The sequence below is a fragment of the Nocardiopsis eucommiae genome, from assembly GCF_965344335.1.
In the GTDB taxonomy this organism is placed as follows: domain Bacteria; phylum Actinomycetota; class Actinomycetes; order Streptosporangiales; family Streptosporangiaceae; genus Nocardiopsis; species Nocardiopsis eucommiae.
On record NZ_CBDRIY010000049.1, the window covers coordinates 14,270 to 39,588 of the forward strand.

Below are 25,319 nucleotides of genomic sequence, written 5' to 3' on the forward strand. Positions count from 1 at the left end.
CACCTTGGGGTCAGATTCGATTCCAGGACTGGGGCTGGCCGAGGCTCACAAACGGACGTTCAGTGGTAGGTCCCAGGGAGCCCTGAAGGAACCTCCACAGTTCCGAAAGTCTCACCAGCCTGGCTGTCCGTGTTGGCGGCTTCCGAAGCACCACTCTGAATATTCTCAGCCAAACTGACACCGTGGTGCTCGACCTCAGCAATGGATTCGGCTTGGTCCTCTCCGTAGCTGGCCCACCCAGTAACCTCGGGTTCATCCTTACAAGCAGCCTTCGCTGCGTCCAGGAGATCCTTGAAGTCGCTGTGCAAGTCCTCGAAGGAGGCTGCGTAGCCTTCCGCGTTGACGCCAGCACCAAAGGCGTCCTGGACGTTGACGCCAAGCTCGTGTCCAGGCATGCAGGAACCCTCCGTCGCTACGTGAGAATGGGTGGGGCAATCACGCTAGCAGTCGCCTCTGGGGATCATTCCTCCGAGGCTCCGAGGATGGCTGCCTCGGGGGCCGCATACTCGTCTGGTCTGCGGTGTCGGCCACAGCCATTCCCGTGGCCACCTTCGGCCAGTCCTGACCCGGCGGCGAAACTCTCGGTTTCCGCCAACTCGAAATGATGAATCGTCCGGCTCAGACGGGGGTGCCGGTGTCGTGGGCGGCCACCCAGGTGACCACGTCGCGGGCGATCATCGGGCGGGCGAAGAAGTGCCCCTGCGCGTGGTCGCAGCCGGTGTCGCGGGCGGCCTCGGCCAGCTCACGGGTCTGTACTCCCTCGGCGACGGCCCGCATGCCCAGGGCGCCGACCAGGGCGATCGCCCCGCGCACCACGGTGCGGCCGTTGGCCGTGCCGTCCACCAGGCGGGAGGTGAAGGACTCGTGGATCTTCACCTCGTCCAGCGGCAGTCCGGCCAGCTGGGCGAGGGTGAAGTGCCCGGTGCCGAAGTCGTCCAGCGCCAGGCCCACCCCGAGGGTGCGCAGGCGTCCGACGGCGGCGGTGGCGGCGCCGGGGTCCTCGATGAGGGTGCGCTCGCTGATCTCCAGGACCAGCTGGTGCGGCGGGACGCCGTGCTCGCGCAGGGCCGAGGCGACGGTCTCGGGCAGGTCCGGGTCCAGGAGTTCGCGCACGCCGAGGTTGACCGCCACCGGGAGGTGCTGGCCCTGGGTCCGCCACAGCGCGGTGCGGGCCAGGGTGATGTCGAGGACCTGCCCCGTGAAGGCCCGGAACAGGTTGGAGTGCTCGACCACCGGCATGAACTCGTCCGGGGTGAGCAGGCCGCGCACCGGGTGCCGCCAGCGGGCCAGGGCCTCCAGACCCACGGGCCGGTCGTCCGCCAGGTCCACCTTGGGCTGGTAGTGCATCTCCAGGGCGCCCTCGGCCAGCCCGCGGCGCAGCTCGCTGTACATGCTCAGCCGGGCGGTCGAGTTGCGGTCCTTGCCGGGGTCGTAGCACTCCACGCCGGTCCGGTCGGCCTTGGCCACGTACATGGCCACGTCGGCGCGCTGCATGAGGAACTCGAAGTCGGGGGCGTCGTCCGGGTACAGGGCGATGCCGGTGCTGACCTGGAGGTCGAAGTCCATGCCGTCCAGTCGCACCGGTTCGGCCAGCGCCCCCTTGAGGCGCAGCGCCACCTCCCGGGCGGTGGCGGCGTCGCGCACCTGCGGGAGCAGGATGGCGAACTCGTCGCCGCCCAGGCGGGCCACGAGGTCGCTCGGGCGCACGCTGTGGACGAGCCGCCGGGCCAGGGTCTGGAGGAGGCGGTCGCCGGTGGGGTGGCCGAGGGTGTCGTTGACCTCCTTGAACCGGTCCAGGTCCAGCAGGAGCAGGCCGACGCGGGTGCCGCGCTGGTGGGCGTGGTCGATCTCCCTCCGGGCCCGGACGGTGAGGAGCTTGCGGTTGGCGAGTCCGGTGAGTTCGTCGTGGTTGGCCTGGTGGTCGCGCTTCACCAGCAGCAGGGCGCTCGTGTAGAGGGCTCCGAGGGGGAAGGCGAACAGCGGCACGTAGAGCACCGAGTGGGTCATCGCGATGACGATGAGCGGCGACAGACTGAGCAGGACCGCGTTCACGTACACCTGCTGTCCCAGGCCCTTGAACATCACCTGGCGCAGCGGCACGCGCTCGTGCATCGCCACGGCGCAAAGCACCAGGACCCGGTTGACCAGGAACGAGGCTGCCCCGGCGAGGGCGACCCCGACCAGTTCTCCCCCGGCCGGGATCCACGGGGAGGTGACGATCTCGGGGAGGGTCAGGCGCAGGACGGCGTCGGCCACTCCGAGGGAGAGGACGTACTGGGCGGCGTTGAAGGCGGTCCGGTGCGGCGCGTGACGGCGGGCCACCCCGGCGACGACCGTCGCGACGCACTGGAGGAGCGCCGCGACGGGCAGCCCGTAGAAGATGACCAGCGCGAACGTGAAGGGCAGCGAGGTGGGGGCGCCGCTGCCCGGCGCCTGGCCGGGCATGGCGATGGGTCTGAGCTCGCCGAGGATCACCATGCACAGCAGCACCCAGACCAGTGGTTCCCTGGCCAGGTTGGTGAGCTGTTCGATGCCGAGCTCGACGCTGGAGACGCCGAGCAGTGCCGCGCCCGCGACGGTGGCGGCCGCCATGTAGAGCCACAGCGGTGTCCCGACCCGGGGGCCGATGTCCCGAGTGCTGATGGGGTCCTTCATCGGTGACCTCGTGACTGATGACCGTTATCCCGGATACGGTCCTGTCCGTATCCGGTGGTGTTGTCGCACAGCTTACGGGGTTTCGTCACCAACTGTCGCATCACATGAACTATCCGTGAAGAGATTCGCGAGCCACGAAGGGCAGGGGGCCGGAACGGTCCCCCTGCCCGCGTCCCCGGAGGGACGCCCACGATCCCGGGTGTGCGGCGGAGCCTACTCCTCCGCCGCCTCCTCCACCGGGTTGATCCGCAGTTTCTCCGCCGCCTCGGGGCCGTCCTCCAGCAGGACGCGGAACCCGGCCTCGTCGAGCACCGGGACACCGAGCTTCACGGCCTTGTCGTACTTGGACCCGGGGGCGTCCCCGACCACCACGAACCCGGTCTTCTTCGAGACGGAGGCGGTGGCCCGGCCACCGCACTCGGCCACGGCCTCCTTGGCGCCGTCCCTGGTGAAACCCTCCAGGGAACCGGTCACCACGACGGTCACGCCCTCCAGCACCCGGGACCCGGGTTCCTGTCCCTCGTCCTCCATACGGACACCCGCCGCCGCCCACTTTCGGACGATCTCGGCGTGCCAGTCCACGGCGAACCACTCGTGGATGGACCGGGCGATGGTCGGGCCGATCCCGTCAACCGACGCCAGCTCCTCCTCGGAGGCGGCGCGGATCGCGTCCATGGACCGGAAGTGGCGGGCGAGGTCCTCGGCGGCGCGGGGGCCGACGTGGCGGATGGACAGCGAGACCAGCACACGCCAGAGGGGCTTGTCCTTGGCCTCCTCCAGCTGCTCGAACAGCTTCTCGACCGTCTTCTTCGGCTCGCCCTTCATGTTGGCGAAGAAGGAGACCACCTTGGGCTCGCCGGTCTTCGGGTCCGTCTTGGGCTCGGTGGTGTCCGGGTCCAGGACGTGCGTGCGGATCGGCAGCAGCTGCTCGACGGTGAGGTCGAACAGGTCGCCCTCGTCCCTGAGCGCGGGCTCGACCGGCTCCAGCGGCTGGGTGAGCGCCGTGGCCGCGACGTAGCCCAGCGCCTCGATGTCCAGCGCCTTGCGCCCGGCGATGAACGCCACCCGCTCACGCAGCTGGCCCGGGCAGGAACGGGCGTTCGGGCAGCGCAGGTCGACGTCGCCCTCCTTCTGCTGCCCGAGCTCGGTGCCGCACTCGGGGCAGCGCTCGGGCATGACGAACTCGCGTTCGGTGCCGTCGCGCCGGTCGAGCACCGGACCGACGATCTCCGGGATGACGTCCCCCGCCTTGCGCAGGACGACGGTGTCCCCGATGAGCACGCCCTTGCGGACGACCTCCTGGGCGTTGTGCAGGGTGGCGAACTCGACCTCGGACCCGGCCACCACGACCGGCTCCATCACGCCGTAGGGGGTGACGCGGCCGGTGCGGCCCACACCCACCTTGATGTCCACCAGCGTGGTGGTGACCTCCTCCGGCGGGTACTTGTACGCGATCGCCCACCGGGGCGCGCGGCTGGTGGAGCCCAGCCGCCGCTGGAGGGAGATGTCGTCCACCTTGACCACGATGCCGTCGATCTCGTAGGCGGGGTCGTGCCGGTGCTCCTGGTAGAACGCGACGTACTCGCGGACCTCGTCCATCGTGGCCACGACCTTGTAGCGGTCGCTGAGCGGCAGCCCCCACTCACCGAGGAGCGCGTAGGCCTGCGACTGGCTGGTGAAGGCGGTCTCCTCGCCCGCGGCGGGCGTGTAGGCGCCGACGCCGTGCACGATCATCGACAGCGGCCGGGTCGCGGTGACCCTCGGGTCCTTCTGCCGCAGCGAACCGGCGGCGGCGTTGCGCGGGTTGGCGAACGGCGCGTGGCTGCCGTCGACGGCGATGCGCCGGTTCAGCTCCTCGAAGTCCTCCACCGGGAGGAAGACCTCGCCGCGCACCTCCAGCAGCTCGGGGGCGGGGCGCACGCTCTCCTCGAGCTGCTCGGGGACCACCCCGATGGTGCGCACGTTGAGCGTGATGTCCTCACCGACCCGGCCGTCGCCCCGGGTCGCGGCCCGGGTCAGGCGCCCCCGCTCGTAGACGAGGTCGACCGCCAGCCCGTCGATCTTGAGTTCGCACAGGTAGGCGTCGACCGGGACCTCGGCGGAGGCGCGGTCGGCCCAGGCGGAGAGCTCCTCGGAGTCGAAGGCGTTGCCCAGGCTCTCCATCCGGACGAGGTGCTCCACCTCGGCGAAGTCGACGCTGATGGGGGCGCCGACCTTCTGCGTGGGCGAGTCCTGGCTGACGAGGATCGGGTGGCGGTCCTCGATGCTCCGCAGTTCGAGCATGAGCCGGTCGTACTCGGCGTCGGAGACGATCGGTTTGCCCAGGTAGTACCGGTAGCTGTGATCGTCCAGCTCACGGCACAGCTCGGCGTGGCGGGCGCGTACCTCGTCGGGGACGGTGGTGTTCTCGGGCGCGCTCACTGCTGCCTTTCTTGTCGCTCTCACGGGGCCGGGTCGGGGGTGTCGGACGGGACCGGGGGTGGAGGCCGGGGGTGGGCCCCCGCGTCCGCCGTCGCTACCTGCGGGGTTCGTCCCGCAGGACCCGGGCCCCGCCCCGGGCGGCTTCCAGGGCGGCCCTGGCGTGCCGGGGGGAGGCCCCCGCCAGCCCGCAGGCGGGCGTGGTGACGACCACCTGGGACAGCAGGTCAGGGCTGAATCCCAACCGGTTCCAGAGCTCTCTTACGGGGTCGACGATAGCCGCCGGGTCCGACATTCCGGCGGACCTCCGGGCGGCGGCCGTGGCGGCGTCCGCGGCGGTTCCGGAGGGTCGCGCGGGGGCGGGCGGGTCGGTCGGGGGGACGACTCCGAGGAGGAACCCCACACCGGCCTCGACGGCGGTTCCGACCATCTCGTCGTGCGCCCGTGTGAGGAGTCGCGCGTCGAGGCTCAGGGCCCGGGCACCGCTGCGACGCAGGAGGTCGACCGGCGCCCCGGCGGCGCAGCAGTGCGCGGCGGGCACGGCGCCGCTCTCCTCGATCCCGGCGAACAGGGTGCGCAGGACCGACTCGACCAGGACCCGGTCCACGGCGGGCAGGACGCCGAGGCCGCTGGCCGTGGGCAGGCGGCCGAGGAGCACGGCGGGCAGGGTGGGCTCGTCCACCTGGACGATCACCCGGGCGCCGGGGACGCGACGCCGCACGTCGGCCACGTGCGCGAGGACGCCCTCCAGGTGGGACTCCGCGAGATCGCGGTGGGCCCCGGGGTCGGAGACCACGCGCTGGCCGTTGCGGAGCTCGATCGCGGCGGCCAGGGTCCAGGGACCGGCGATCTGCACCTTGAGCGGGCCCTCGTAGGCGTGGAGGTGCTCGGTGAGCGCGTCCATGTCGTAGGAGAGGAAGCTTCCGGCGCGGGCGAGGTCGCGTCCGGGGGTGTCGACGACCCGCCATCCGGTGGGCTGCACCTCGACGGGGAGGTCCACGAGGAGACCGGCGGCGCGTCCGATCATGTCGGCGCCGGCGCCCCGTGCTGGGAGCTCGGGCAGGTGCGGGAGGTCGGGGAGCTCTCCGACGATGGTCCGCATGGCCTCGTCGGGGTCCTCCCCCGGCCAGGAACCCACTCCGGTTGCGGACGCGACGGGCCAGGGTTGGGGCTGCTGTTGACTCACGTTGCCCAAGGTTAGGGCAACCGGACCGGCGCGGCGCGGTGACGGAGTCAGGGGGTGCTCAGGACCAGTCCGCCCCGGGTCGTCTCCAGCGTGCAGAAGGTGAGGTTGTCGATGAGCTCGGTGGCGCCGATCCCCTCTAGTTCGGTGCGGCTGTGGGAGGTGGCCACGGCCAGCACGGCGGCGCCGGAGGCCAGGCCCGCCCGCACCCCGGCGGGGGCGTCCTCGACCACCAGGCACCGGGCGGGGTCGAAGCCGAGCGCGGCGGCGGCCCGGAGGTAGCCCTGGGGGTGGGGTTTGCCCTCGGAGACGTCGTCGGCGGTGACGAGCACCTCGGGGACGGGCAGTTCGGCGGCTTCCAGGCGGGTCCGCATGAGCCTGCGCGAGCCCGAGGTGACGGCGGCCCAGCGCGGGGAGGGCAGCGCGGAGAGGAGTTCGCGGGCGGCGGGCAGGGCGCTCACGCCGTCGAGGTCGGCCAGTTCCAGTTCCTCCAGTTCGGCGGTGGCCTCCGCGACCTGCGCCTCGGGCAGGAACATCGCGACGGTGTCCTCGGAGCGCCTGCCGTGGGAGACGGCCAGGATCTCCTCCGGGTCGATGCCGTGGGCCTCGCCCCACAGCCGCCAGGTCCTCTCGACGGCGCCGGTGGAGTCCACGAGTGTGCCGTCGATGTCGAAGAGGACGGCGTCAACAGAGATACGCATGCCCCCACGCTAGAGGGCGCGGGAGGCACGGGCGCGGCTCGGTCCCCTCCGGAGTGTTCGGGCGTCTCCGGGAACACGCGCCTCAGGTGAGGCGGGTGTCGGACTCGGCGGCCTCGCCGACGCGGGCCGGCTCCGCGTCCGGTGTCCGCTCGCCACGGGACCGGGCGGCCAGACGCGCGCGCACCACCAGGGCGGTCACCGCCGCGACGGCGGCCACGACCACGCCCACCGCCGTCCACGGGGACCTGAGGAAGAGCTCCAGCCAGGTGCCGACCAGCCCGGCGATCACCACGCCCCACAGGCCCGCCCAGGCCAGACCGCCGACGAAGACGGCGGCGAAGTAGCGGGGGAAGCGCATCCGCACGGCGCCGGCGGAGAGGTTGATCGCCGTCTGCATGCCCACGGTGAAGAAGCTGAGGGTGACCACGGGCGCGCCGTAGCGGTCGATGCGTCGTTTGGCGGAGTCCAGCTTCGGTCCGAGGCGTCGGCCCATGCGGCTGCGGGTGACCCCGGCTCCCAGGCCCCGGCCGATCCAGTAGGTCGCGGGGGCGCGCAGCAGGATCACCACGAGCAGGGTGCAGTAGATGACCCAGAAGGGCTGACCCTCGAGAAACGCGAACTGCGGCATGGACCGGACCCCTTACACCTTGACCCCACAACTTTGCATTGCCTTACCTAACTTCGGCAAGAGTCGCGGACGAGAAAGCGCGTGTTGTGTGTCCTACTGTGACGGTTATGCCCGTGTTCGGGAACCGGCGGTCACGCCGACGCGGACTCCCGCGCCTCCTCCGAACGCGCGGTCGACCGGATGGTGGCGGACCCGAGCACCGTGTCGCCGTCGTAGACCACCACGGCCTGACCGGCCGCGACGCCGCGCGCGGGCTCGGCCAGCCGGACCAGCAGCTCCGGACCGTCCTCGGCCTCCCGCTGCACGACCGTGGCCGGGTACACCTCGCCGTGCGCCCGCAGCTGGACGTGGCACTCGGTGGGCTCGGAGAGCGGGCCGCCGCCGCTCCACACCGGCCGCGTCCCGACGATCTCGTCCACCCGCAGGGCCTCGCGCGGACCGACGGTCACGGTGTTGTTCACCGGCTCGATGGACAGCACGTAGCGCGGGTTCGGGGCGCCGCCCAGACCCAGGCCCTTGCGCTGGCCGATCGTGAACGCGTGCGCCCCCTTGTGGGTGCCCACCACGTTGCCGTCCTCGTCCTGGATCGGCCCCGGCTTCTCGCCCAGGCGCCGGTTCAGGAACCCGGCGGTGTCACCGTCGGCGATGAAGCAGATGTCGTGGCTGTCCGGCTTGTCCGCCACCGAGAGCCCCCGGCGCTCGGCCTCGGCCCGCACCTCGTCCTTGGTGCAGTCCCCGAGCGGGAACATCGCGTGTTCGAGCTGCCCGGCGTCGAGCACGCCCAGCACGTACGACTGGTCCTTGCCCTCGTCGACACTGCGTACGAGGCGGCCGTCGATCTTGCGGACGTGGTGCCCGGTGGCCACGGCGTCGAAGCCCAGCGCCACCGCCCGGTCCAGCACCGCCTCGAACTTGATCTTCTCGTTGCAGCGCAGGCACGGGTTCGGGGTGTTGCCCGCCTCGTACTCCGCGACGAAGTCCTGGACCACCTCGCGGTCGAACTCCTCCGACATGTCCCACACGTAGAAGGGGATGCCGATGACGTCCGCCGCGCGGCGGGCGTCGTGGGAGTCCTCCACGGTGCAGCAGCCCCGGGCGCCGGTGCGGTAGGACTGTGGATTCTTGGAGAGGGCCAGGTGCACGCCGGTGACGTCGTACCCCGCCTCGGCCACACGGGCCGCGGCAACCGCGGAATCGACCCCGCCGGACATGGCGGCCAGTACACGCAAAGTCATAACGACCCCAGCCTATGCGCCCCACGGAGGAGGGGCCACGCCCGGGCCCGACCGAAGGTGTGCTCTGGGACGCGCCCGCCCCGGGGCGGGGCGAGGGTGGTCGTCTGGTTCTGCGAAAATCATGGGTATGGCTCTGTTCCGTCGTCGCCGCTCCGCCGACACCTCCGACTCCGCGTCCACGGCCGCCGTCACGGCCTTCTGGGACGCCTGGCCCACCGTGCGCTCGCCCCTGGCCGAGTCCGTCGAGTCCGACACCCCGGCCTCCGCCGAGGTGTCCGAGCGGGTCTCCGCGCTGGTCAAGGCGATCCACCCGGACCTGGACTGGGAGGTGGGACCCGCACCCCAACCGCAGGGCGGCCTGGAGGACCTCGACCTGTCGGCCGACGTCGACCCGGCCAAGCTCCTGGAACAGCTCGCGGCCCTGGACGACCCCTCCCGGTTCACCGACGCCCCCTCCTACGCGCTGACCCTGCGCCCCGGCGCCTCCGAGGAGGCGCGGGTGCAGTCCGAGCGCTGGTCCCGGTCGGCGCCGGAGGACACCGAGTGGCGGTTCCTCCCGGTCCGCCCCGCCGACCACGACCAGCTCGGCAACACCGTGCGCTGGGACGACCACGAACTCGACCTGTCCCACGTGTCCGTGTCCATGCGCGTCAACCAGGGCACGAGCCGGATCGAGGTGGGCGTCTACCACCCGGACAACATGTTCCTGTCCGGGGAGACCCGCCAGGCCGTCGCGGAGCACGTCACCCTGCTGGCCCTGGGCGAGGACCAGTTCGTGCGCTGGGTCGGGAAGGTGACGTCGCTGGACGAGCGGCCGATGGACCCGCTCCCGCCGACCTCCATGCCGGCCGTCGCCAAGCAGATGGGCGATCTCCTCGGCGGGACCGACGGCTGGGTGACGCTCCACGGCAGGCTGCCGTTGCAGGGCCCGCTCGAGGTCCAGGTCCGCCACCCCGTGACCCGCCGGGACTTCCCCGCGCTCTCGCTCTTCGTGCAGGTCCTCGTGCCGTACGCGGACGCCGACGCCGACCGGCTGCCCCAGGAGACCTCCGTCGTCTCGCTGGCCGACCTGGAGGCCCGGCTCTCGGGCCTGCTCGGTGACAACGGCGCGCTGTTCATGCAGCAGACCGTCGCCGGTCAGCGGATGTACGTCTACTACCTCGACCCGGACTCCGGTGTGCTGCCCGAGTTCGAGGACCTCCTCAAGGACTGGCCCGAGGGCAAGGTCCAGCTGCGCACCCAGCTGGACCCCAGGTGGCAGCAGTTCGACCAGGCCCGCCGCCCGTACGTGCGCAAACTGGGGCACTGAGGCCGCACGGAGAGGCCGCAGGGGCGGAACCCGGTTCCCACACCTGGTGTGCGGGCGGAGACAGGCGTATCGTGGCGTCCCCGCACAGGAGGATGGTTCGGGTCTGATGGAGGGCGTGCTCACACGAACGACCACGGGCCGACCCGGGGTCGCCGCGGTCGGCGCCCTCCTCGTCGTGTGCCTGGTGGGCGCACCGCTGATGTCGCTGTTCCCCGTCGCCGTGTGGGAACTGGCCCTCAGCCTGGGCCTGGGCCGACCGGAACTGGAGACCCTGCTGGTCACCCCGGTGGCGGTCGGCGGCACCGTCCTGATGGTGCTGATCTCCGCGCTCGTGCTCAGGGGCACCGGGGTGCGACACCCGGCCGCGTGCGCCTGCCTGGCGGCCGGGACCGCCCTGGCCACGCCCCTGGTGATGGCCCTGCTCTCGCCCACCTTCATGCCCGTGCCCGGTGACGCCCTGGTGAACGCCGCCGTGGTGAGCGCCGTCGTGGCCTCGGCCGCGGTCTGCGCGTGCGTCCTCCTCGGCCAGGGCCACGCCCGGCACGGAGTCCTGCCCGGCATGGCGGTGGCCGCGGTCGGCCTGCTCCTGCTGCCGTTGGCCGCCGAGCACACGCGCGACCGGTCCACCGAACGGCGCTCGATCAGCCAGATCAGCGAGTTCGGGCACACGATCGCGGTCCTGGACCACCCGGAGTGGGCTCCCGTCGGGGTCCACGAGGTGCACGGCGGCCTGCGCATGACCTACGTCGCCGGGGACGGCGCCGACCCCCTCGGCACGGTGCCGGAGCGCAAGGTCCCGCCCCGCTCCGACGGCCCCGACGAGGCCCCGGACGGCGACCGCCCCGGAGCCCCGGCCACAGGGGAGGTCGCGGGCGGCCCGGGCGTGGGCGCGGACCGGGCCGACGAGAACGAGCCCGGGTCCCTGCACGTGCTGAGCTGGACGCCGGAGCAGCGGGAGTCGGGGATCCACGGCGGCTGCGGCTTCCCCGCGGTCGAGTGCTCCGAACAGGACTCGATGGTGGTCGTGCACCGTGACGCGGACGGGCACCCCCCTCGTCTGAGCGAGGTCCGCACCCGGCTGGACGACGGCTCCGTCGCGAGCGTGCACCCGAGCGGCGCCGTCGCCCCGGAACTGCTGTTCACCGTGGCCCGCACCCTGCGGGCCGAGGCGCCCGGTGAGCGCGCCGTCCTGATCGAGGAGGTCCTCCGGGGGTGACCCCCGGGGTCGGACGGTCGGACGGGCTCCCCCGTTCAGGAAGAGTTCTCCGCGACCCCGGCCGCCGCCGGGCGCCGGTCTCGGAGCACTGACCTGGGATTGCGCAAACGATGGGGTTGACTCCCCTCCGTGATGGGAACTGGATCGACCGAAACCCCTTTGCCCCCGGGGTTCCCGAGTCACGATCGGGGCATACGACACGTAAGCACGCTGAGCGCGCGACTCCCTCGGACCCCGGGAAGGGTGTGGCTGTTGAGCTCTGGCCACGAACACGGCAACGGCACGAACGCGGAGGACCACCACCTCGGCACGTGCCCCGACCACCCCGTCCCCACGGGAACTCCGACCTCCGGAACTGACTTCCACACCAGCCGAAACCCGGTGAACTGGCCGATCAGCGTCGGGTTGGTACCCGAGCCCGCGGACCACCACCGTCGGCGTGCCCTCTCCGACACCCTCGACACGACCCTGGGCGGGTTCGGTTCCCCCGCCCCGCACCAGGTGCTGGCCGGGGCGAGCGGGGTCGGCAAGACCCAGCTCGCCGCCCACCACGCCCGCGCCCTCAGCGGCCACCCCGTGCCGTCCCAGCGCCCCGAGGTCCTGCTGTGGGCCGACGCCGCCACCCGGGACGGGGTCGTGTTCGCCTACGCCCAGGCCGCACGGCAGCTCTTCGCCCGCGTCCCCGACGACCCCGAGCTCGCCGCCGGACAGTTCCTCTCCTGGCTGCACGAACCCGTGGACGGAGAGGAACGCCGCTGGCTGGTGGTGTGGGACGACCTCACCGACCCGACCGAGGTCGCGGACCTGTGGCCGCCCCCGGAGCGCGCCCACGGACGGATGATCGTCACCACCCGGCACGACCTCTCCCCGCACGGGCCCCTTCCGCACGACGTCCGGGGGTTCTCCGACACCGAGGCACACGGCTTCCTCAGGTCAGCGCTCGTGGAGGCCGGGATCGCGCACACCGACGACGAGTTGCGCCCCCTCGCCGCCGCCCTCGACCACCTGCCCCTGGCCCTGTCGCAGGCGACCGCCCACATGGCCGACCTCCAGCTCTCCCCCGCCGCCTACCTGGCCCTGTTCCACCGGCGTGCGGCCGAGCGCCGTGCGTCCTTCCCGCACTGGGACACCGACTCCCCGGTCGCCGTCACCTGGGAGCTGGCCCTGGAACGCGCCGACTCCCACCGACCCGAGGGCGTGGCGCGACCCCTCATGGGCCTGATCGCCCTCCTCGACTCCGCCGCCACGCCGGAACAGGTCGTCGTCTCCCGTCCCATCCGCACCTACCTGGGGCGGCGCACCTTCCCCGCGCGCACCCTGACCCGCCACGAGGTCCGACTCGCGCTCGCCTCGCTGGAACGCCTCAACCTGGTCACCCGGGACACTCCGCTGGTCATCGTCGCCCACCTGCTCACCCAGCGCGCCACCCTCGAACACACCCGGACCCGCCCCACGAGGGAGGCGGTCCGGGCCATCGCCGACGGGCTGGTGGACGTGTGGCCGGACACCGCGCGCGACTCGGCCCTGGGCCGCCGCCTGCGCTCGAACACCGCCGTGCTGCGCGAACGCACCACGGGCCGGGTCCGGGTGTGGAGCTGGCTGTGGGAGGAGGGCATCCACCCGGTGCTGTTCCGCGCCGGAAGCGGCCTCGACACCTCCCGGCAGGTGGAGTGGGCCGTGACGTACTGGGAGGTGCTGACCGAGGCGGTCGCGCACACCCTCGAACCCGGGGGCCACCCCGCCGAGCACACGGGCCACTTCTTCCGGCACGGCGGCCAGGGCGGCGCGCCCGTCATCACGGACCCGCTGGCGTACTGGACGGGGGCGACCGCCGACCTGTCTCAGGCGCAACGGGCCTTCGAGGACCTGCACGAACGCCAGCTCCGGGTGCTGGGCCCGGACCACCTGGACACGCTGCGCACCCGCCACGGGCTGGCCTACCTCCGTGCGCAGGCGGGCGACACCGCCGGGGCGATCACCCGCTACCGCCGGCTCCTCGAGGACCTGACCCGTGTGGTGGGCGCGGACCGCGTGGAGACCCTGAGCACGCGGGGCAACCTCGCGGTGTGCCAGGCCGAGTCCGGTGACCTGGACACGGCGGTCCACGCGTCCCGCGCGCTCCTCGCGGACCAGCGCGACCACCTCGGTCCCGACCACCCCAACACCCTCAGCACCCTGCACAACCTCGCCCACTGGCGCGGCGTCGCCGGGGACCCCGAGGGCGCGGTGGACGAACTCCGCGAGCTGGTCGCCGTCCAGGAGGAGGTACTGGGCCCGGACCACCCGGGCACCCTGACCAGCAGGCACAACCTGGCCTGCTGGCAGGCGCGCGCACACGACGCCGACGGCGCGGTCAGCGCCCTGGAGGCGCTGGTGGCGGACCGGAGCCGCGTCCAGGGCCACGAACACCCCGACACACTGTCCAGCCAGCGTCAGCTGGAACGGCTGCGGCGCGAGCGCCGAACCAGGGCGCGACGCCACCCGAGCGACCGCGACCCCGACGACAGCGGCGCGCGCGAGGACGGGACCAACGGGAACGGAGGCAACCACGAGGTGGACCCCAACGACGAACCCACCGGCCCCCAGGCGCTCAACCAGTCCTGGATCTGAGCCGGGTCAGTCCCGCAGGGGTGAGCCGACCACGGTGAAGCGCCGCCCGTCCATCCCGGCGAGCAGGGGCCGCGCCTCGACGATCGCGGCCCGAACGCCGGGCAGCCGCAGGGAGGCCCGGTGCGCGTCCTCCGACTCCCAGAGTTCGGTGACGAACACCGTGTCGGGTGCGGCGTCGTCGACGCCCACCTCGTACGAGAGGCATCCAGCTGCCCCGAGCTCGGGGTTGTGCCGGGTCAGGACGGCGACGACCTCGTCCCGCCTGCCCGGGGCGGTCTCCAGGACGCCGACGTTCGCGAAGGTCATGGACGGCACACTACCGACGCGCCGCTCCGACTCCCGGGACGACACGGCGCCCGCGGCGACACGGCTCCCGCGCCTCAGAGCCGGTACTCGGCCCGGAGGTGGGCGGCGAGCCTCGGGTACTCGTCCAGGATCTGGTCCTGCTCGGCGGCGGTGAACTGGGAGACGGTCTTCTCGACCTCCCCGTGGTAGCGCCAGAGCCGGTCGAACTCGCTCCACTCCGGGGAACCGCGCTCGGCACGGTGCCGCAGGGCCTGGTAGATCAGCCGTACGTCGGTGACACAGCTGTCGAGCCGGTCCCGGCGCTGGACTCTGGCGACGTGCTCCCGGTACTTGCGGTCCCGGTCCCGCTGTCTGGGGGTCCGACCGTCGTGTTCGGGCTCAACGTCCATCGATGTCCGCTCTCTCCTCAGCTGGGGGCACGCAGCGTTCGCTGGGCTTTCCCGTCGTTCCTACAACGCTTTCGGCCCGGAGAACAGAGAAAACCCGAGATCGAGGCCGACCCAGAACATTCCCGCCACCAAACAGACACCCGGCATCACAGAGGATGTTCCCACCACAAACGGACAGTCTCGGGAGCCGTCGGGGAGCAACGGCACCGGCTCTGTCCGAGAGCGCTCGGTGAGCCCGTTTCGGGTTCGGTCGGGTGGGCGGTCCGGAGCTGGGGCCGCCCATCAGGGCCACGGGGCCATGCCGAAGGACGCGTTCACGGGGTGGGGGTCCGACCTGCCACGCCGTGTGCCCGGCGGAGATCGGTGGGCTGGCGGGGGTCTCAGGACACTCCCCGCCATTCTTAACTTATAGCTCACCCCGGGGCTTGCCGCAAGCCCCCCCTCGCCCCTCACAATGGTCCACCGTGAGCAGAACCAACGACACGGGGGACGTTGTGAAACAGCAGGCCAGAAGCGTCTTCGAGCTTTCGGACCACCTCTCTTCCAAGGGGGATCCGACCCTGGTCTCCGACGACGAGAGGCACCTCGCCGCCGTCCGGGACACCCTCGAACAGTCGATCAGCGACCTCTCCGCCCGGCTGGACGAGCGCCGCCGGGCTCCCACGGGCAAGGTGCGCGAGGTCCTGGACCGGGACATGGAGGTGCACCGGCTGTCCGCCCGCCTGCGGACCCTGCGCCGCTTCGGCTCCGACCTGTGCCTGGGCCGTATGGTCGGGGCCGACGACCTCGAACCCGTCTACGTCGGACGGCTCGGCCTGACCGACCGCGACGGGCGGCGCCTCCTGATCGACTGGCGCTCCCCCGCGGCCGAACCCTTCTTCGCGGCCACCCACGCCCACCCGATGGGCCTGGCCAGCCGTCGCCGGTACCGCTGGAACCTCGGCCGTGTCAGCGACTACTGGGACGAGGTGTTCACCGAGGACGGTTTCGAGGGCCACGCCGCGCTCGACGACCAGTCCGCCTTCATCGCCAGCCTGGGCGCCCACCGCTCGGACCGGATGCGCGACGTGCTCAGCACGATCCAGGCCGACCAGGACGCCATCGTCCGCGCCGGTTCCGGCGGCGCCCTCGTCGTGGACGGCGGCCCGGGCACGGGCAAGACCGTGGTCGCCCTGCACCGCACGGCGCACCTGCTCTACTCGGACTCGCGTGTGGGCCACCGCCGGGGCGGGGTCCTGTTCGTCGGCCCCCACCAGCCGTACCTGGCCTACGTCGCGGACGTCCTGCCCAGCCTCGGTGAGGAGGGCGTCCAGACCTGTACGGTGCGCGACCTGGTCCCCGAGGGCGGCACCACGCGGACCGAGGCCGATCCCGAGGCCGCGCGGCTCAAGGAGTCGGCGCACCTGGTGGACGAGCGGCCCCCGAAGACGGGCACGACGGTCTCGACCCCCTGGTGCGACCTGCGGCTGAGCGCCGACGACTGGGCCGAGGCGTTCGGGTCGGTGGACCCGGGCACCGCGCACAACGAGGCCCGCGAGACCATCCTCGACGAGCTGGTGGAGATCCTCCTCGACCAGTTGGCCGACCGAACCGACGAGGAGGTCGCCCCGCCGACGCTCAGGGCGACGCTGCTCCGTGACGTGGAACTGCTCACCACCCTGCACCGGGCCTGGCCGCTGCTGGAACCCACCGACCTCGTCGGGGACCTGTGGACCGTGCCCGCCTACCTCCGGCTCTGCGCGCCGTGGCTGGACGCCGACCAGATCCAGCGGCTCCAGCGCGAGGAACCCGAGGCCTGGACCATCTCCGACCTGCCCTTCCTCGACGCCGCCCGGCGGCGGCTGGGTGACCCGAGGGCCTCCGAACACCGACGCCGCCGCGAGGCCTCGGCCGCGACCGAGCACGAGCGCAGGTCGTCCGTGATCGACACCCTGCTGGAGGCCGACGACGACGGCGAGGGGCTGGTGACGATGCTGCGCCACCGGGACCTCCAAGACACCCTCGTCGACGGGGACGGGCTGCCCTCCGCGGACCCGGACCTGCTCGCGGGACCGTTCGCGCACATCGTGGTGGACGAGGCCCAGGAGCTGACCGACGCGCAGTGGCGCATGCTGCTGCCGCGCTGCCCGTCCCGAAACTTCACCGTCGTCGGGGACCGCGCCCAGGCCCGGCACGGGTTCACCGAGTCGTGGCGGGACCGGCTGGAGCGGGTGGGCTTCGACCGGGTCACCCTCGCCTCCCTGAGCGTCAACTACCGGACCCCGGAGGAGGTCATGGCGGAGGCCGAACCGGTGATCCGCGCGGAACTGCCCGACGCCAACGTGCCGACCTCCGTCCGGGCCAGCGGGATCCCCGTCCGGCACGGACCGCTGTCGGACCTGCGGGAGGTCGTCGACTCCTGGCTCGCCGAGAACCCGGAGGGAACCGCCTGCGTGATCGGCCACCCCGCGTTCCGGGCCACGCCGCGCGTGCGCTCCCTGAGCCCGGACCTCGTCAAGGGCCTCGAGTTCGACCTGGTCGTCCTCGTCGATCCGGACCGCTTCGGTGAGGGGGTGGAGGGCGCGGTCGACCGCTACGTCGCGATGACCCGGGCGACCCAGCGGCTGGTCATCCTGACCAGCCCCTGAGGGGTCGGGGGCCCGTCACTCCCGGGCCCTCGTCCCGCCCTCCCCGGCCTCCCCGGCCTCCCCCTCGGGGGCATCGCCGCCCACGACGGAGACCTCTGCGGCGCCCTCCTCCCGGAGCCTGCCCTCCAGTCGTCGCACCTGCTCGCTCAGCTCCGCCAGCCGATCCATGACCGCGTTGTGCTGGACCAGTTCGAGCTGCTGGTCCTCCTCCCACCGGCCCTTGCCGAACTCCTGCTCCATCGACGTGACGATCACACCGATCACCAGGTTCAGGATGATGAACGCGGTGAGCACGATGTAGACGACGAAGAAGACCCACCCGTACGGGTGGTGTGCCAGCACCTCGTCCGAGACGTCCGGCCAGTTCTCCGTGGTCATGAGGAGGAACATCGTGTACAGGGAGGTGCCGAGGTTCCCGAAGAACTCCGGGACGCTCTCACCGAACATCTGCTGGGCGAGGATCGCGGACGTGTAGACCACGATGAGCAGCAGACCGATCACCGTGCCCATGCCGGGCACCGCCTTGAAGAGGGCGCCGATGATCTGGCGCATCTGCGGGACCGCGGTGATCGCCCGCAGCACCCGCAGGACCCGGAGGATACGCAGCACCGCGAAGGGCCCGCTCGCCGGGATCAGCGAGATCACGACGACCCCGAAGTCGAACCAGTTCCAGCCGTCCCGCCAGAACCCCCCGCGCCAGGCGTACAGCTTGAGGATCATCTCGACGACGAACAGACCGATCACGAACTGCTCGACGGCTTCGAGATACGGAAGGGCGGAACCGCCATAGGTCGCCCAGCCCAATATGACGGCATTGGCCAGAATCACGGCAAGCATGACGTTGGAGAACCAACGACTTTCCACGATCTGGGTGACCTGTTCCCGCCGCAACGTCACTTTCCCCCTCACACACGCGCCCTGAATGAGGACAAGGCGCGCCCAAATATATCGAAGCCGTTTCGGACGGCTCCGAGCGCGTCATCCTTCGCGCGGAACCGCTCCCAGGGCGCTCCCAGGAGTCCCGGGGGCGCCGACCGCGACCCACCGGAGCACCTCGAGGCAACAGCGCACCCCAGGACGGTACGCTCACCCGCCGTCCCGCACGTCACGAACCCATCACCACGGGAGGTCACTGGCGCGTGCGACATCCCACACGCACGCCCCACCCGGTTTCGGACCGGCCCCTTCCCGAACCGCCCCACCCCCGCAACCGGCCGCGAACCGTCCCCCACGACGCGGCCACCGGACGGGAGGGCTCCGACAGGTGTGACCGGGCCCCGCTCCCCGCTGATATCTTCGCTGCTGGCCTCGACGGCAGTCGGGCCTCCCCCAAGCAGCGCCCGCGACCGAGGAAGAGACATGGCGGAGCTGAAGTACTTCACCGGTTCGATGAACTCGGGCAAGAGCACCATGGCCCTCCAGGAGCACCACTCCCGCGGGGGCGAGGGCGTCCTGTACACGAAACAGGACCGCGCGGGCTCGGGGATCATCTCCTCGCGACTGGGCCTGACCTCACCCGCGGTCGAGGTCGGCGACGCCCTGGACCTGTACGACGACGTGGCCGACCGCAAGGCCTCCTACGTGATCTGCGACGAGGCCCAGTTCCTGTCGTTCAAGCAGGTCGGACAGCTCGCGGGCGTCGTGGACGGCATGGGCATCGACGTGTACTGCTACGGGATCCTGACCGACTTCCAGGGCGCGCTGTTCCCCGGGTCGAAGAGACTGGTCGAGCTCGCGGACAAGATAGAGATCCTGCCGGTCTACGCCCGCTGCTGGTGCGGGAACCGCGCCACGCACAACGCCCGTGTGGTCGACGGGGTCATGATCTACGAGGGCGAGCAGGTGCACATCGGCGGCAACGAGTCGTACACGACCCTGTGCCGCCACCACTTCATGGCCGGCGTCGCGTAGGGGTGCCAGGCGGCGCCAGGGCGCCGTCTTCCTAGGCAGGGATCCAGTACTCGAAGCCCTGCCCCAGGAAGTTCGAGATCTTGCGACCCTCCCCTTGGAAGGTGCCCTCCCCCACTCGGTTGGTGGACTGTACGGCCCTGTCCTCGAAGTGCATCGTGTAAACGGCACTACGGGTTCGAATCAGAGCCGCATACACCGACTGGCCGGAATCGCCGGATCCGTACACGGAATATGAATGCTCTCCCATGGGAGACTCTGTCTCGTTTTCGACGTTCTCCACCAGATCAGGGAGTTCACTCTTCAACACATCAAACCGGGCAGCAGCGAGATCGTCCCTGTTAATGCCAGAATCAGCGTCGATCACCACTTCGTAGTTGAAACTGAAATCCCATGGCGTTGAATTCCCCATGGAGATCAACTCCCACTGGCACTGGTCACTCACCACACGAAGGGCCCCGTCGATGTCAATCTGATCTGGGTCGACCGTGTCCAGGTACGAGTCCCCGGAATCCCTGCGATCAACTGAAATGCTCGTCAGGTTGTCGAGGTTGTCGGAGCACACGTCCATTTGCCCCACCTCGAGATCCGCTCTTGGAGCACCGATCCCGGCACCTGGCGGGTTGGTCGACGACTCCCCGGATGGAAGGCCTGAGGAAACGGTCGTGACGAACAGGCTCAGAACTCCGACGATCACACCGAAGACGCCGAAGGCGGCGAAGGTACCGCACCCGAAGACCGTGAGGGCCGCCTTCCAGCCGTGCAGGCCCTTCTTCGCTGGTCTTCCGCGCTTCGCGTCCTTTTCCTGGGTGTCCGCCACGGTTACGCCTGCGCCTCCAGCTGAGCCTTCACTTCGGGGTGCTCAAGCGGACGGGTGAACCCCACGATGTCCGCACGATTGGGGTCATCGTACTCGCGTACCGCGATCGGACCACAGTTGGTGCACCAGGCCTCGACCATCAAACCGTCCCCGATCACCATTCCCATGTGGCCCGGTCCCGGCGGCTCTCCGGCCCGGGTCACGTCAAAGAAGACCAGGTCCCCGGGTTGCTCCTCGCCCTGAGGGACTTCCGGGCCGAAGCCCCACTGGTCCTGCGAAACCCGTGGGACCGTCACCCCGATGCTTTCGTAGGCCTTCATCGTCAGTCCGGAACAGTCGTACCCGTCCGGTCCGGTGCCGCCCCAGATATAGGGCTTGCCGCGCTGGTCGAGGGCCCAGTCCACGACCGCCTGCGACAGGTCGTCAGGCGCCTGGCCGATCGGCACCCCGTCCTCGTCCAACTCGCAGAGCACCGCGGTCCGGATGGAGTCGGACGTGTTGAAGTCGCCGTCCGCGTACCGTTCCGCCCACTCCAGCACGTCGTCCACGTACCACCAGGCACGGTTGTAGCCGAAGATCGCCTGGCGGACGTCGTCCTCGAGGCCGTGCGCCAGAAGGTAGTCGGCGGCGGCCGGGATGGCGTCGGCCGGATCGTAGACGTTGACGACGCCGTCGTCGTTGCCGTCCACCCCGTAGCCCAGCTCGGGCCGCTCGTCGACCGGCTGGATCGGCTCACCGCCCCAGCTGTTCCCCGCCGCGGACCCGTCCAGCGATCCGAACTGCATGGGACCGGAGGCCCCCCAGTCGTTGTGGCCCTCGGTGATCCCCGGCCCCTCCCAGCGCCCGTGGTGGGACTCCACCTGCCCGATGCCCGCGAGGATGTTCCACGGAACCCCCCGGTCCTCGCCCGCCTCCTTGTACAGCTCCAGGTAGTTCTCCGGGATGGTGTCCATCGCGTAGGCGCTGCTGTCCGGTTGGTCGGCGTCGGCGTTGGGGGCGCACACGACGCCGGAGGCCAACCAGGAACCCACCTGGGTGTTGTTGGTGAGCGCCGGGATCACCATCAGGGTCAGGAGGACCAGGCCAGCCACACCGACGGCCGCCAGGACCGCGACCCTGGTCAGGCAGGAACCCGTTCGTTCGTTCGGGGTCGCGGTACGGAGAGCGGAGATCACGCGTTCACTCCTCCCCGAACTGTCCCGCGTCGGCGGGTTGGAAGTCGAAGACCGCCCAGGTCCCGCGGTCGCGGACCAGGGTGACGGCGAAGTCTCCGAGATCCTCGTCGAACTCGGAGGCACCGGTCTCGGTGATGGACTGCGCGGTGACCACGAAGGTGATCGAGTCCGCGCCGAAGGTCCGGATCTCCTGGACCTCCGCGCGTCCCTCCGCGACGGCCTCGGCCTCGCTCATCTCCGCCCAGAAGGCGCCGACCCGGTTCGCGTCGGAGAGCACCTCCGCGTACTCGTCGGTCGACAGGGCCTCCATGGCCGCGTAGTAGGCCTCGGGATCCTGCGCGTAGTCGATGGTCCCGTAGGCCTCGGCGAAGGCCTGTGCGGTCGCTCCCGCCGCCTGGAACTCGCCTTCGGAGAACGGGAACCAGCCGAGGACGTCCAGGTCCTCGGCGGCGGTGGTCGGGATCGGGCTGGGCGGGACGGTGGCCAGGGCCCCCGGGTTGGAGGAGGGCGCCTCCCCCTGGGCGGCACCCGGCTCCCGGGGCGGACCACCGGGATCCTCCGCCTGGTCGTCCCCGAACCCGCCGAGGCTGAAGTAGATGCCGAAACCGGCCAGGGCGGCGATCAGGCCGATGACGACCAGTCGCTGGGTGCGTTCGGGGAGAGGGTTGGGCATGGTGGTCGGTTGCCTTGTCGTCTGCTCTGTGACCGGGTCACTGGTCGTCGTTCAGCCAGAAGGGGACGTCGCGCTTGCGGTCCCGGGTGCTGGAGGGGCCGCCCTCCCCCCAGAACGGGGTGATGGGGGCGTTGTCCTTGCTCTTCCCGGAACCGGTCAGCCAGCCGCCCTCACCATCGCCTCGTCGGCCACGGTCGGCGGGGGCCGGACGCGCGGGCCGCTGCGGGGCGGGGCGCTCGCGCTTCTCCTTCGGCCCACCCCAACGCGAACTCCGGCCGCCGAGGTTCCCCTGGGCAGGGGTGTCCTCGCGCCCGTTGAAGATGCCCCGCCCGGTGCTGGGCTCGGCGCGGTCCGCGCTGGCCGCACGTGAGTTGCTGGATCCGCCACCGAACATGCCCCCACCGGAGCGGGAGTCGGAGCCACCACCGTCGTTGCGGTTGGCACCACCGCCTCCGCCGCCGGTACCGAAGACGGCGGCCCAGCCGCTGTCCCCGGTTCCGGTGTAGCCGCCGGCGGGCCGGGGCGGGATCGCTCCGCCGCCGCCAGCTGCCCCAGCACCTCCGCCTCCCCCTCCGGAGAGACTCGGTGCCTGGTCACTATTGCGGGAACCGGTGGTCGGGCGCGGGGCACCGCCCCCACCACTCCGACTGACGTTGAGCGGCGGAGCGTTGTCGTTGCCCCGGACCCGCCCGTAGCCGCCGACTCCCCGAACGCGAGCGCCCTCGGCACGGGTGTTGCCGCCCTCGGGAACCTCCTCCGCCGTTTCGGTGGCCCCCGGCGTGACGCCCCCACCCGCGGGAACACCCGCCGCCGCGCCAGCGATCACGCCGCCCCGGCGGCGGCCCCAGTTCTGCGTCTTGAGGTAGGCGACCGGGGGGAGCACCATCGCACTCTTGTCCAGGGCCTGGCTGCGAGCTGCGTCGGTCACGATGCGCGAGGTGAACGTGTTCGCGTTGACCGAGGCGAAGAGGTAGGCGAACGTCTTCCGGTAGATGAAGATCGCCAGGGTGAACAACGCGAGAAGGATCATCTGCAGGCCCCAGCCGAGTGGGGTAGACATCACCAGTCCGTAGCTCATGACAAGCAAGGCGATCATCAACACCACGAAGATCTGCTTCAAGAGGAATCCGACCATCATCTCGACCCATCGAAGCAGCACGATACGACCGTACCCAGGGTGGATCCCGATCAGCAGAAAAATGGGCGCCAGCATGAAGAGAAGGATAAATGCGATCTTCAGAACAATGAGCGCCACGGAACCGGCAAGAATCAACCCCCCTGCGAAGATGGAGGCAAACAGGGCAAGGGTAGCCACCCCCAGACGACTCCCCTGGTCATCTCCCGCGAATATCGGATAGACACTGGGGAATGAAGTCTGAACATTGCTGGCGATGCTTTCGTACGACTCCTGCTTCTCCGCCATCAGAGCTTCGGCCTCAAGCTCACCATCAGCCAACTGCTGCTGCTCAATGCGGCTGATGCCTTGAGCAGCCAGCAGGTCAACGGCATGTTCCTGCGTGGCGATCTCGGCAATGTCACCGTTGCCGAACTGTCCCGCGACCCACGGCTGGCATACGAGGCTGGCCCACATCATGTCAGCGTTACGGCGTACCTGAAAATCCGCTTCGGACTCCCAGGACGCCCGTTCCGGAGGCTCGGCGCCGGCTGGGCAGGACACGGCCCCGGCTCCATAAGGGACCTGCCCGACCGCACTGGTCACGAGCTGAGTTCCAGAGTTGACGAGAGTGCTTCCCAATCCCATGACCTGAGCCGGATTGATGAGAATCCACATGCCGAGCGCGGTGGCGGCCACCATCCAAACGGAAGATTCAAGAGTCAGGGTCATCCTCTTGCGAATGAGGCCGTACCAACCGAGCCAAATGGCGCCGAGTATCACGACCGTGGGGATGAGAGGACGCCAGATGCCTTCCCGGAGGGCGACGACCACGTTCTCCACGGTTTCGGTGAAACTGGACAGGAGACCATCCGAAGTGGCCGCCTGGTAGACGGTGATGGTCGACTGGTTGATGGTCTTCGACAGGTCCCAGGCGGAGTTCGCGATGGTGGCCTGGGCGCCCAAACCCATCTTGTCCACACAGGACTCGGTGATCATGTGCCACTGCTGACCGGCGGTCCCGTACTGGCCGTACATGCTCGCGTCGGGGGGCATCCCGTCAGGGGAACCCTCGATCGCCGACTGCGACTGCGGCGGCACCAGGAGACCGTCCGAACCACTGCCCGCGGACTCCGGGAGCGGAGCCGGATTGCCCGCGCACATGGGGTTCGCCTGCGCGGAGCTCAGTGGGATGAGGATCAGTCCGCACAGCATCAGGAACGTCATCAGGATGCGTCGCCAACCCCGCCGGTGGACGTGCTGATGCCTCATCTGCTGAGCTCCTGCGTCGTGGTTCGTGCGGGAAAATCGTTGGCAGACACCAGGGCCTCCCGACCGCACACGCACCGCCACACCGTCCGGCGGGCGACCGCACGCGACCACAAGGCCCCCGCATGTCTTTACCCCATCCTCTATGGTGCGCCATCACCGGGTTGGGAGATGGCTGCAACGCGACCGGTTTTTCGGTCTGTGCCCCGGAACAGGCCGGAGACACGCGACTAAATGGGGGCGATCTCCTCGTTTGCGCAGGTAACGGGCTCCCAAGGCGGGCCGTAACACCCAAAAACCTCAAGGCCACAATTTGCTCACCAGATGTGGACTATGAGGGGCGTCACAGAACCTTTCGCCGCCAAAAGTGGACATACGACAACCAAGCGGACTGGGACCCGGTACCGTCCGCACCTTCCACAGAACCCACAGCCCCTATTGGAGAAGGACCGAAACGGAGGGCCTCGCACCGGCTTGACCCTCACGCGACGTGAGGGTCAACGATGGTCCCCATGAGCGAAACCTTCCACGCGTTCAGCGTCAGCCCCGTCCCTCCGCCCGGACCCGACACCGCGCCTCCGGAACTGTTCCGGGGCATCTACGGCATGCCGATGTTCGTCACCGTGCCCACCCACGACCTGGAGGCGTCCAAGGCGTTCTGGGTCGACGGCCTCGGGTTCTTCGACCTCTACTCGGTCCCCGGCCAGGTCGTCCACCTGCGGCGCTGGGCGTTCCAGGACGTCCTGCTCGTGCCGGGTGAGCGCCCGGAGCAGGCGTCCGCCTCGAGCGTCAGCTTCTCCTGCGTGCTGAACCAGATCGAGGGCATCGTGACGGCCTGCGAGGAGCAGCGGCCCGGGTCCACGACAGGTCCGCGCCAGATGCCCTGGGGCTCGGTCGAGGTCGAGGTGACCACTCCGGAGAACGCCCGGGTGGTCATGACCGCGGCCCGCCCCTACGACCCGGAGAGCCCGGAGGCCCGGTTCCTCCGTGAGTCGGGAATCGAGGGACCCGACACCCCCGGAGCCTGACGCGGGACCAGGACGAAGGGGGGGGGGGGGGGGGGGGGGGGGGGGGGGGGGGGGT

General features: G+C 70.5%; 20 protein-coding genes. 6 read left to right on the plus strand and 14 right to left on the minus strand.

Features of this window, described 5'->3' with window-relative positions; translation table 11 throughout:
• Positions 1 to 59 precede the first annotated feature (59 nt).
• From ACRWK8_RS23835 to mnmA, 7 genes are all read right to left on the minus strand, one after another.
• Positions 60 to 395: a hypothetical protein gene (locus tag ACRWK8_RS23835; RefSeq protein WP_431872919.1), complete on the minus strand. Its 336-nt coding sequence runs from the start codon at positions 393 to 395 to the stop codon at positions 60 to 62.
• Between the two features lie 223 nt (positions 396 to 618).
• Positions 619 to 2,655 carry a putative bifunctional diguanylate cyclase/phosphodiesterase gene (locus ACRWK8_RS23840; RefSeq protein WP_431872920.1) on the minus strand — a complete coding sequence of 679 codons (2,037 nt, stop codon included), beginning with the start codon at positions 2,653 to 2,655 and terminating at the stop codon, positions 619 to 621.
• A gap of 213 nt (positions 2,656 to 2,868) precedes the next feature.
• Complete coding sequence (gene ligA, locus ACRWK8_RS23845) at positions 2,869 to 5,076, minus strand: NAD-dependent DNA ligase LigA (RefSeq protein ID WP_431872921.1); 2,208 nt, start codon at positions 5,074 to 5,076, stop codon at positions 2,869 to 2,871.
• 94 nt (positions 5,077 to 5,170) lie between these two features.
• On the minus strand, positions 5,171 to 6,259 hold the full coding sequence (locus ACRWK8_RS23850) for a methionine synthase (RefSeq protein ID WP_431872922.1): 1,089 nt from the start codon (positions 6,257 to 6,259) through the stop codon (positions 5,171 to 5,173).
• Between the two features lie 47 nt (positions 6,260 to 6,306).
• Positions 6,307 to 6,957 carry an HAD family hydrolase gene (locus ACRWK8_RS23855; protein ID WP_378748176.1) on the minus strand — a complete coding sequence of 217 codons (651 nt, stop codon included), beginning with the start codon at positions 6,955 to 6,957 and terminating at the stop codon, positions 6,307 to 6,309.
• Between the two features lie 82 nt (positions 6,958 to 7,039).
• Positions 7,040 to 7,585 carry a DedA family protein gene (locus ACRWK8_RS23860; protein WP_378748179.1) on the minus strand — a complete coding sequence of 182 codons (546 nt, stop codon included), beginning with the start codon at positions 7,583 to 7,585 and terminating at the stop codon, positions 7,040 to 7,042.
• Between the two features lie 131 nt (positions 7,586 to 7,716).
• Positions 7,717 to 8,820 carry a tRNA 2-thiouridine(34) synthase MnmA gene (gene mnmA, locus ACRWK8_RS23865; RefSeq protein WP_431872923.1) on the minus strand — a complete coding sequence of 368 codons (1,104 nt, stop codon included), beginning with the start codon at positions 8,818 to 8,820 and terminating at the stop codon, positions 7,717 to 7,719.
• Between the two features lie 127 nt (positions 8,821 to 8,947).
• Here mnmA and ACRWK8_RS23870 point away from each other — a divergent pair, with 127 nt between their 5' ends.
• From ACRWK8_RS23870 to ACRWK8_RS23880, 3 genes are all read left to right on the plus strand, one after another.
• Positions 8,948 to 10,129, plus strand: a complete 1,182-nt coding sequence (locus ACRWK8_RS23870) for a DUF695 domain-containing protein (protein ID WP_378748189.1) — start codon at positions 8,948 to 8,950, stop codon at positions 10,127 to 10,129.
• Between the two features lie 106 nt (positions 10,130 to 10,235).
• Complete coding sequence (locus tag ACRWK8_RS23875; RefSeq protein WP_431872924.1) at positions 10,236 to 11,345, plus strand: hypothetical protein; 1,110 nt, start codon at positions 10,236 to 10,238, stop codon at positions 11,343 to 11,345.
• A 252-nt stretch (positions 11,346 to 11,597) separates the two neighbouring features.
• On the plus strand, positions 11,598 to 13,955 hold the full coding sequence (locus tag ACRWK8_RS23880; RefSeq protein ID WP_431872925.1) for a tetratricopeptide repeat protein: 2,358 nt from the start codon (positions 11,598 to 11,600) through the stop codon (positions 13,953 to 13,955).
• A 6-nt stretch (positions 13,956 to 13,961) separates the two neighbouring features.
• Here the strand turns inward: ACRWK8_RS23880 and ACRWK8_RS23885 are convergent, their stop codons facing one another.
• On the minus strand, positions 13,962 to 14,261 hold the full coding sequence (locus ACRWK8_RS23885) for a putative quinol monooxygenase (RefSeq protein WP_352388649.1): 300 nt from the start codon (positions 14,259 to 14,261) through the stop codon (positions 13,962 to 13,964).
• Between the two features lie 74 nt (positions 14,262 to 14,335).
• Complete coding sequence (locus ACRWK8_RS23890; RefSeq protein WP_352388647.1) at positions 14,336 to 14,650, minus strand: hypothetical protein; 315 nt, start codon at positions 14,648 to 14,650, stop codon at positions 14,336 to 14,338.
• 494 nt (positions 14,651 to 15,144) lie between these two features.
• On the opposite strand from ACRWK8_RS23890, the gene helR reads away from it, so the two are divergent.
• Complete coding sequence (helR, locus tag ACRWK8_RS23895; protein WP_431872931.1) at positions 15,145 to 17,277, plus strand: RNA polymerase recycling motor ATPase HelR; 2,133 nt, start codon at positions 15,145 to 15,147, stop codon at positions 17,275 to 17,277.
• Positions 17,278 to 17,292: 15 nt separating this feature from the next.
• Here the strand turns inward: helR and ACRWK8_RS23900 are convergent, their stop codons facing one another.
• Complete coding sequence (locus ACRWK8_RS23900) at positions 17,293 to 18,114, minus strand: ion transporter (RefSeq protein ID WP_431872926.1); 822 nt, start codon at positions 18,112 to 18,114, stop codon at positions 17,293 to 17,295.
• A gap of 522 nt (positions 18,115 to 18,636) precedes the next feature.
• Here ACRWK8_RS23900 and ACRWK8_RS23905 point away from each other — a divergent pair.
• A complete protein-coding gene (locus ACRWK8_RS23905) occupies positions 18,637 to 19,188 on the plus strand; it encodes a thymidine kinase (protein WP_378748208.1) in 552 nt (183 codons plus the stop codon).
• 31 nt (positions 19,189 to 19,219) lie between these two features.
• On the opposite strand, the gene ACRWK8_RS23910 is transcribed toward ACRWK8_RS23905, so the two are convergent.
• From ACRWK8_RS23910 to ACRWK8_RS23925, 4 genes are read right to left on the minus strand one after another with little or no spacing between them, the layout of a single operon-like run.
• The gene (locus ACRWK8_RS23910; RefSeq protein WP_431872927.1) at positions 19,220 to 20,005 is read right to left on the minus strand and encodes a hypothetical protein; all 786 of its coding nucleotides are present in this window, start codon (positions 20,003 to 20,005) and stop codon (positions 19,220 to 19,222) included.
• A 2-nt stretch (positions 20,006 to 20,007) separates the two neighbouring features.
• Positions 20,008 to 21,180, minus strand: a complete 1,173-nt coding sequence (locus ACRWK8_RS23915; RefSeq protein WP_431872928.1) for a C40 family peptidase — start codon at positions 21,178 to 21,180, stop codon at positions 20,008 to 20,010.
• 4 nt (positions 21,181 to 21,184) lie between these two features.
• A complete protein-coding gene (locus tag ACRWK8_RS23920; RefSeq protein ID WP_431872929.1) occupies positions 21,185 to 21,853 on the minus strand; it encodes a hypothetical protein in 669 nt (222 codons plus the stop codon).
• 37 nt (positions 21,854 to 21,890) lie between these two features.
• The gene (locus ACRWK8_RS23925) at positions 21,891 to 24,239 is read right to left on the minus strand and encodes a TrbL/VirB6 family protein (RefSeq protein WP_431872930.1); all 2,349 of its coding nucleotides are present in this window, start codon (positions 24,237 to 24,239) and stop codon (positions 21,891 to 21,893) included.
• 509 nt (positions 24,240 to 24,748) lie between these two features.
• Here ACRWK8_RS23925 and ACRWK8_RS23930 point away from each other — a divergent pair.
• A complete protein-coding gene (locus ACRWK8_RS23930) occupies positions 24,749 to 25,264 on the plus strand; it encodes a VOC family protein (RefSeq protein ID WP_378748230.1) in 516 nt (171 codons plus the stop codon).
• Positions 25,265 to 25,319 lie beyond the last annotated feature (55 nt).

Coding starts and splice junctions, on each gene's coding strand:
- ACRWK8_RS23885 (WP_352388649.1), bottom strand. CDS start 14,261: ATGACCTTCGCGAACGTCGGCGTCCTGGAGACCGCCCCGGGCAGGCGG.
- ACRWK8_RS23920 (WP_431872929.1), bottom strand. CDS start 21,853: ATGCCCAACCCTCTCCCCGAACGCACCCAGCGACTGGTCGTCATCGGC.
- ACRWK8_RS23925 (WP_431872930.1), bottom strand. CDS start 24,239: ATGAGGCATCAGCACGTCCACCGGCGGGGTTGGCGACGCATCCTGATG.
- ACRWK8_RS23890 (WP_352388647.1), bottom strand. CDS start 14,650: ATGGACGTTGAGCCCGAACACGACGGTCGGACCCCCAGACAGCGGGAC.
- ACRWK8_RS23835 (WP_431872919.1), bottom strand. CDS start 395: ATGCCTGGACACGAGCTTGGCGTCAACGTCCAGGACGCCTTTGGTGCT.
- ACRWK8_RS23870 (WP_378748189.1), top strand. CDS start 8,948: ATGGCTCTGTTCCGTCGTCGCCGCTCCGCCGACACCTCCGACTCCGCG.
- ACRWK8_RS23860 (WP_378748179.1), bottom strand. CDS start 7,585: ATGCCGCAGTTCGCGTTTCTCGAGGGTCAGCCCTTCTGGGTCATCTAC.
- ACRWK8_RS23875 (WP_431872924.1), top strand. CDS start 10,236: ATGGAGGGCGTGCTCACACGAACGACCACGGGCCGACCCGGGGTCGCC.
- ACRWK8_RS23900 (WP_431872926.1), bottom strand. CDS start 18,114: ATGCTTGCCGTGATTCTGGCCAATGCCGTCATATTGGGCTGGGCGACC.
- mnmA (WP_431872923.1), bottom strand. CDS start 8,820: ATGACTTTGCGTGTACTGGCCGCCATGTCCGGCGGGGTCGATTCCGCG.
- ACRWK8_RS23840 (WP_431872920.1), bottom strand. CDS start 2,655: ATGAAGGACCCCATCAGCACTCGGGACATCGGCCCCCGGGTCGGGACA.
- ACRWK8_RS23930 (WP_378748230.1), top strand. CDS start 24,749: ATGAGCGAAACCTTCCACGCGTTCAGCGTCAGCCCCGTCCCTCCGCCC.
- ACRWK8_RS23855 (WP_378748176.1), bottom strand. CDS start 6,957: ATGCGTATCTCTGTTGACGCCGTCCTCTTCGACATCGACGGCACACTC.
- ACRWK8_RS23905 (WP_378748208.1), top strand. CDS start 18,637: ATGGCGGAGCTGAAGTACTTCACCGGTTCGATGAACTCGGGCAAGAGC.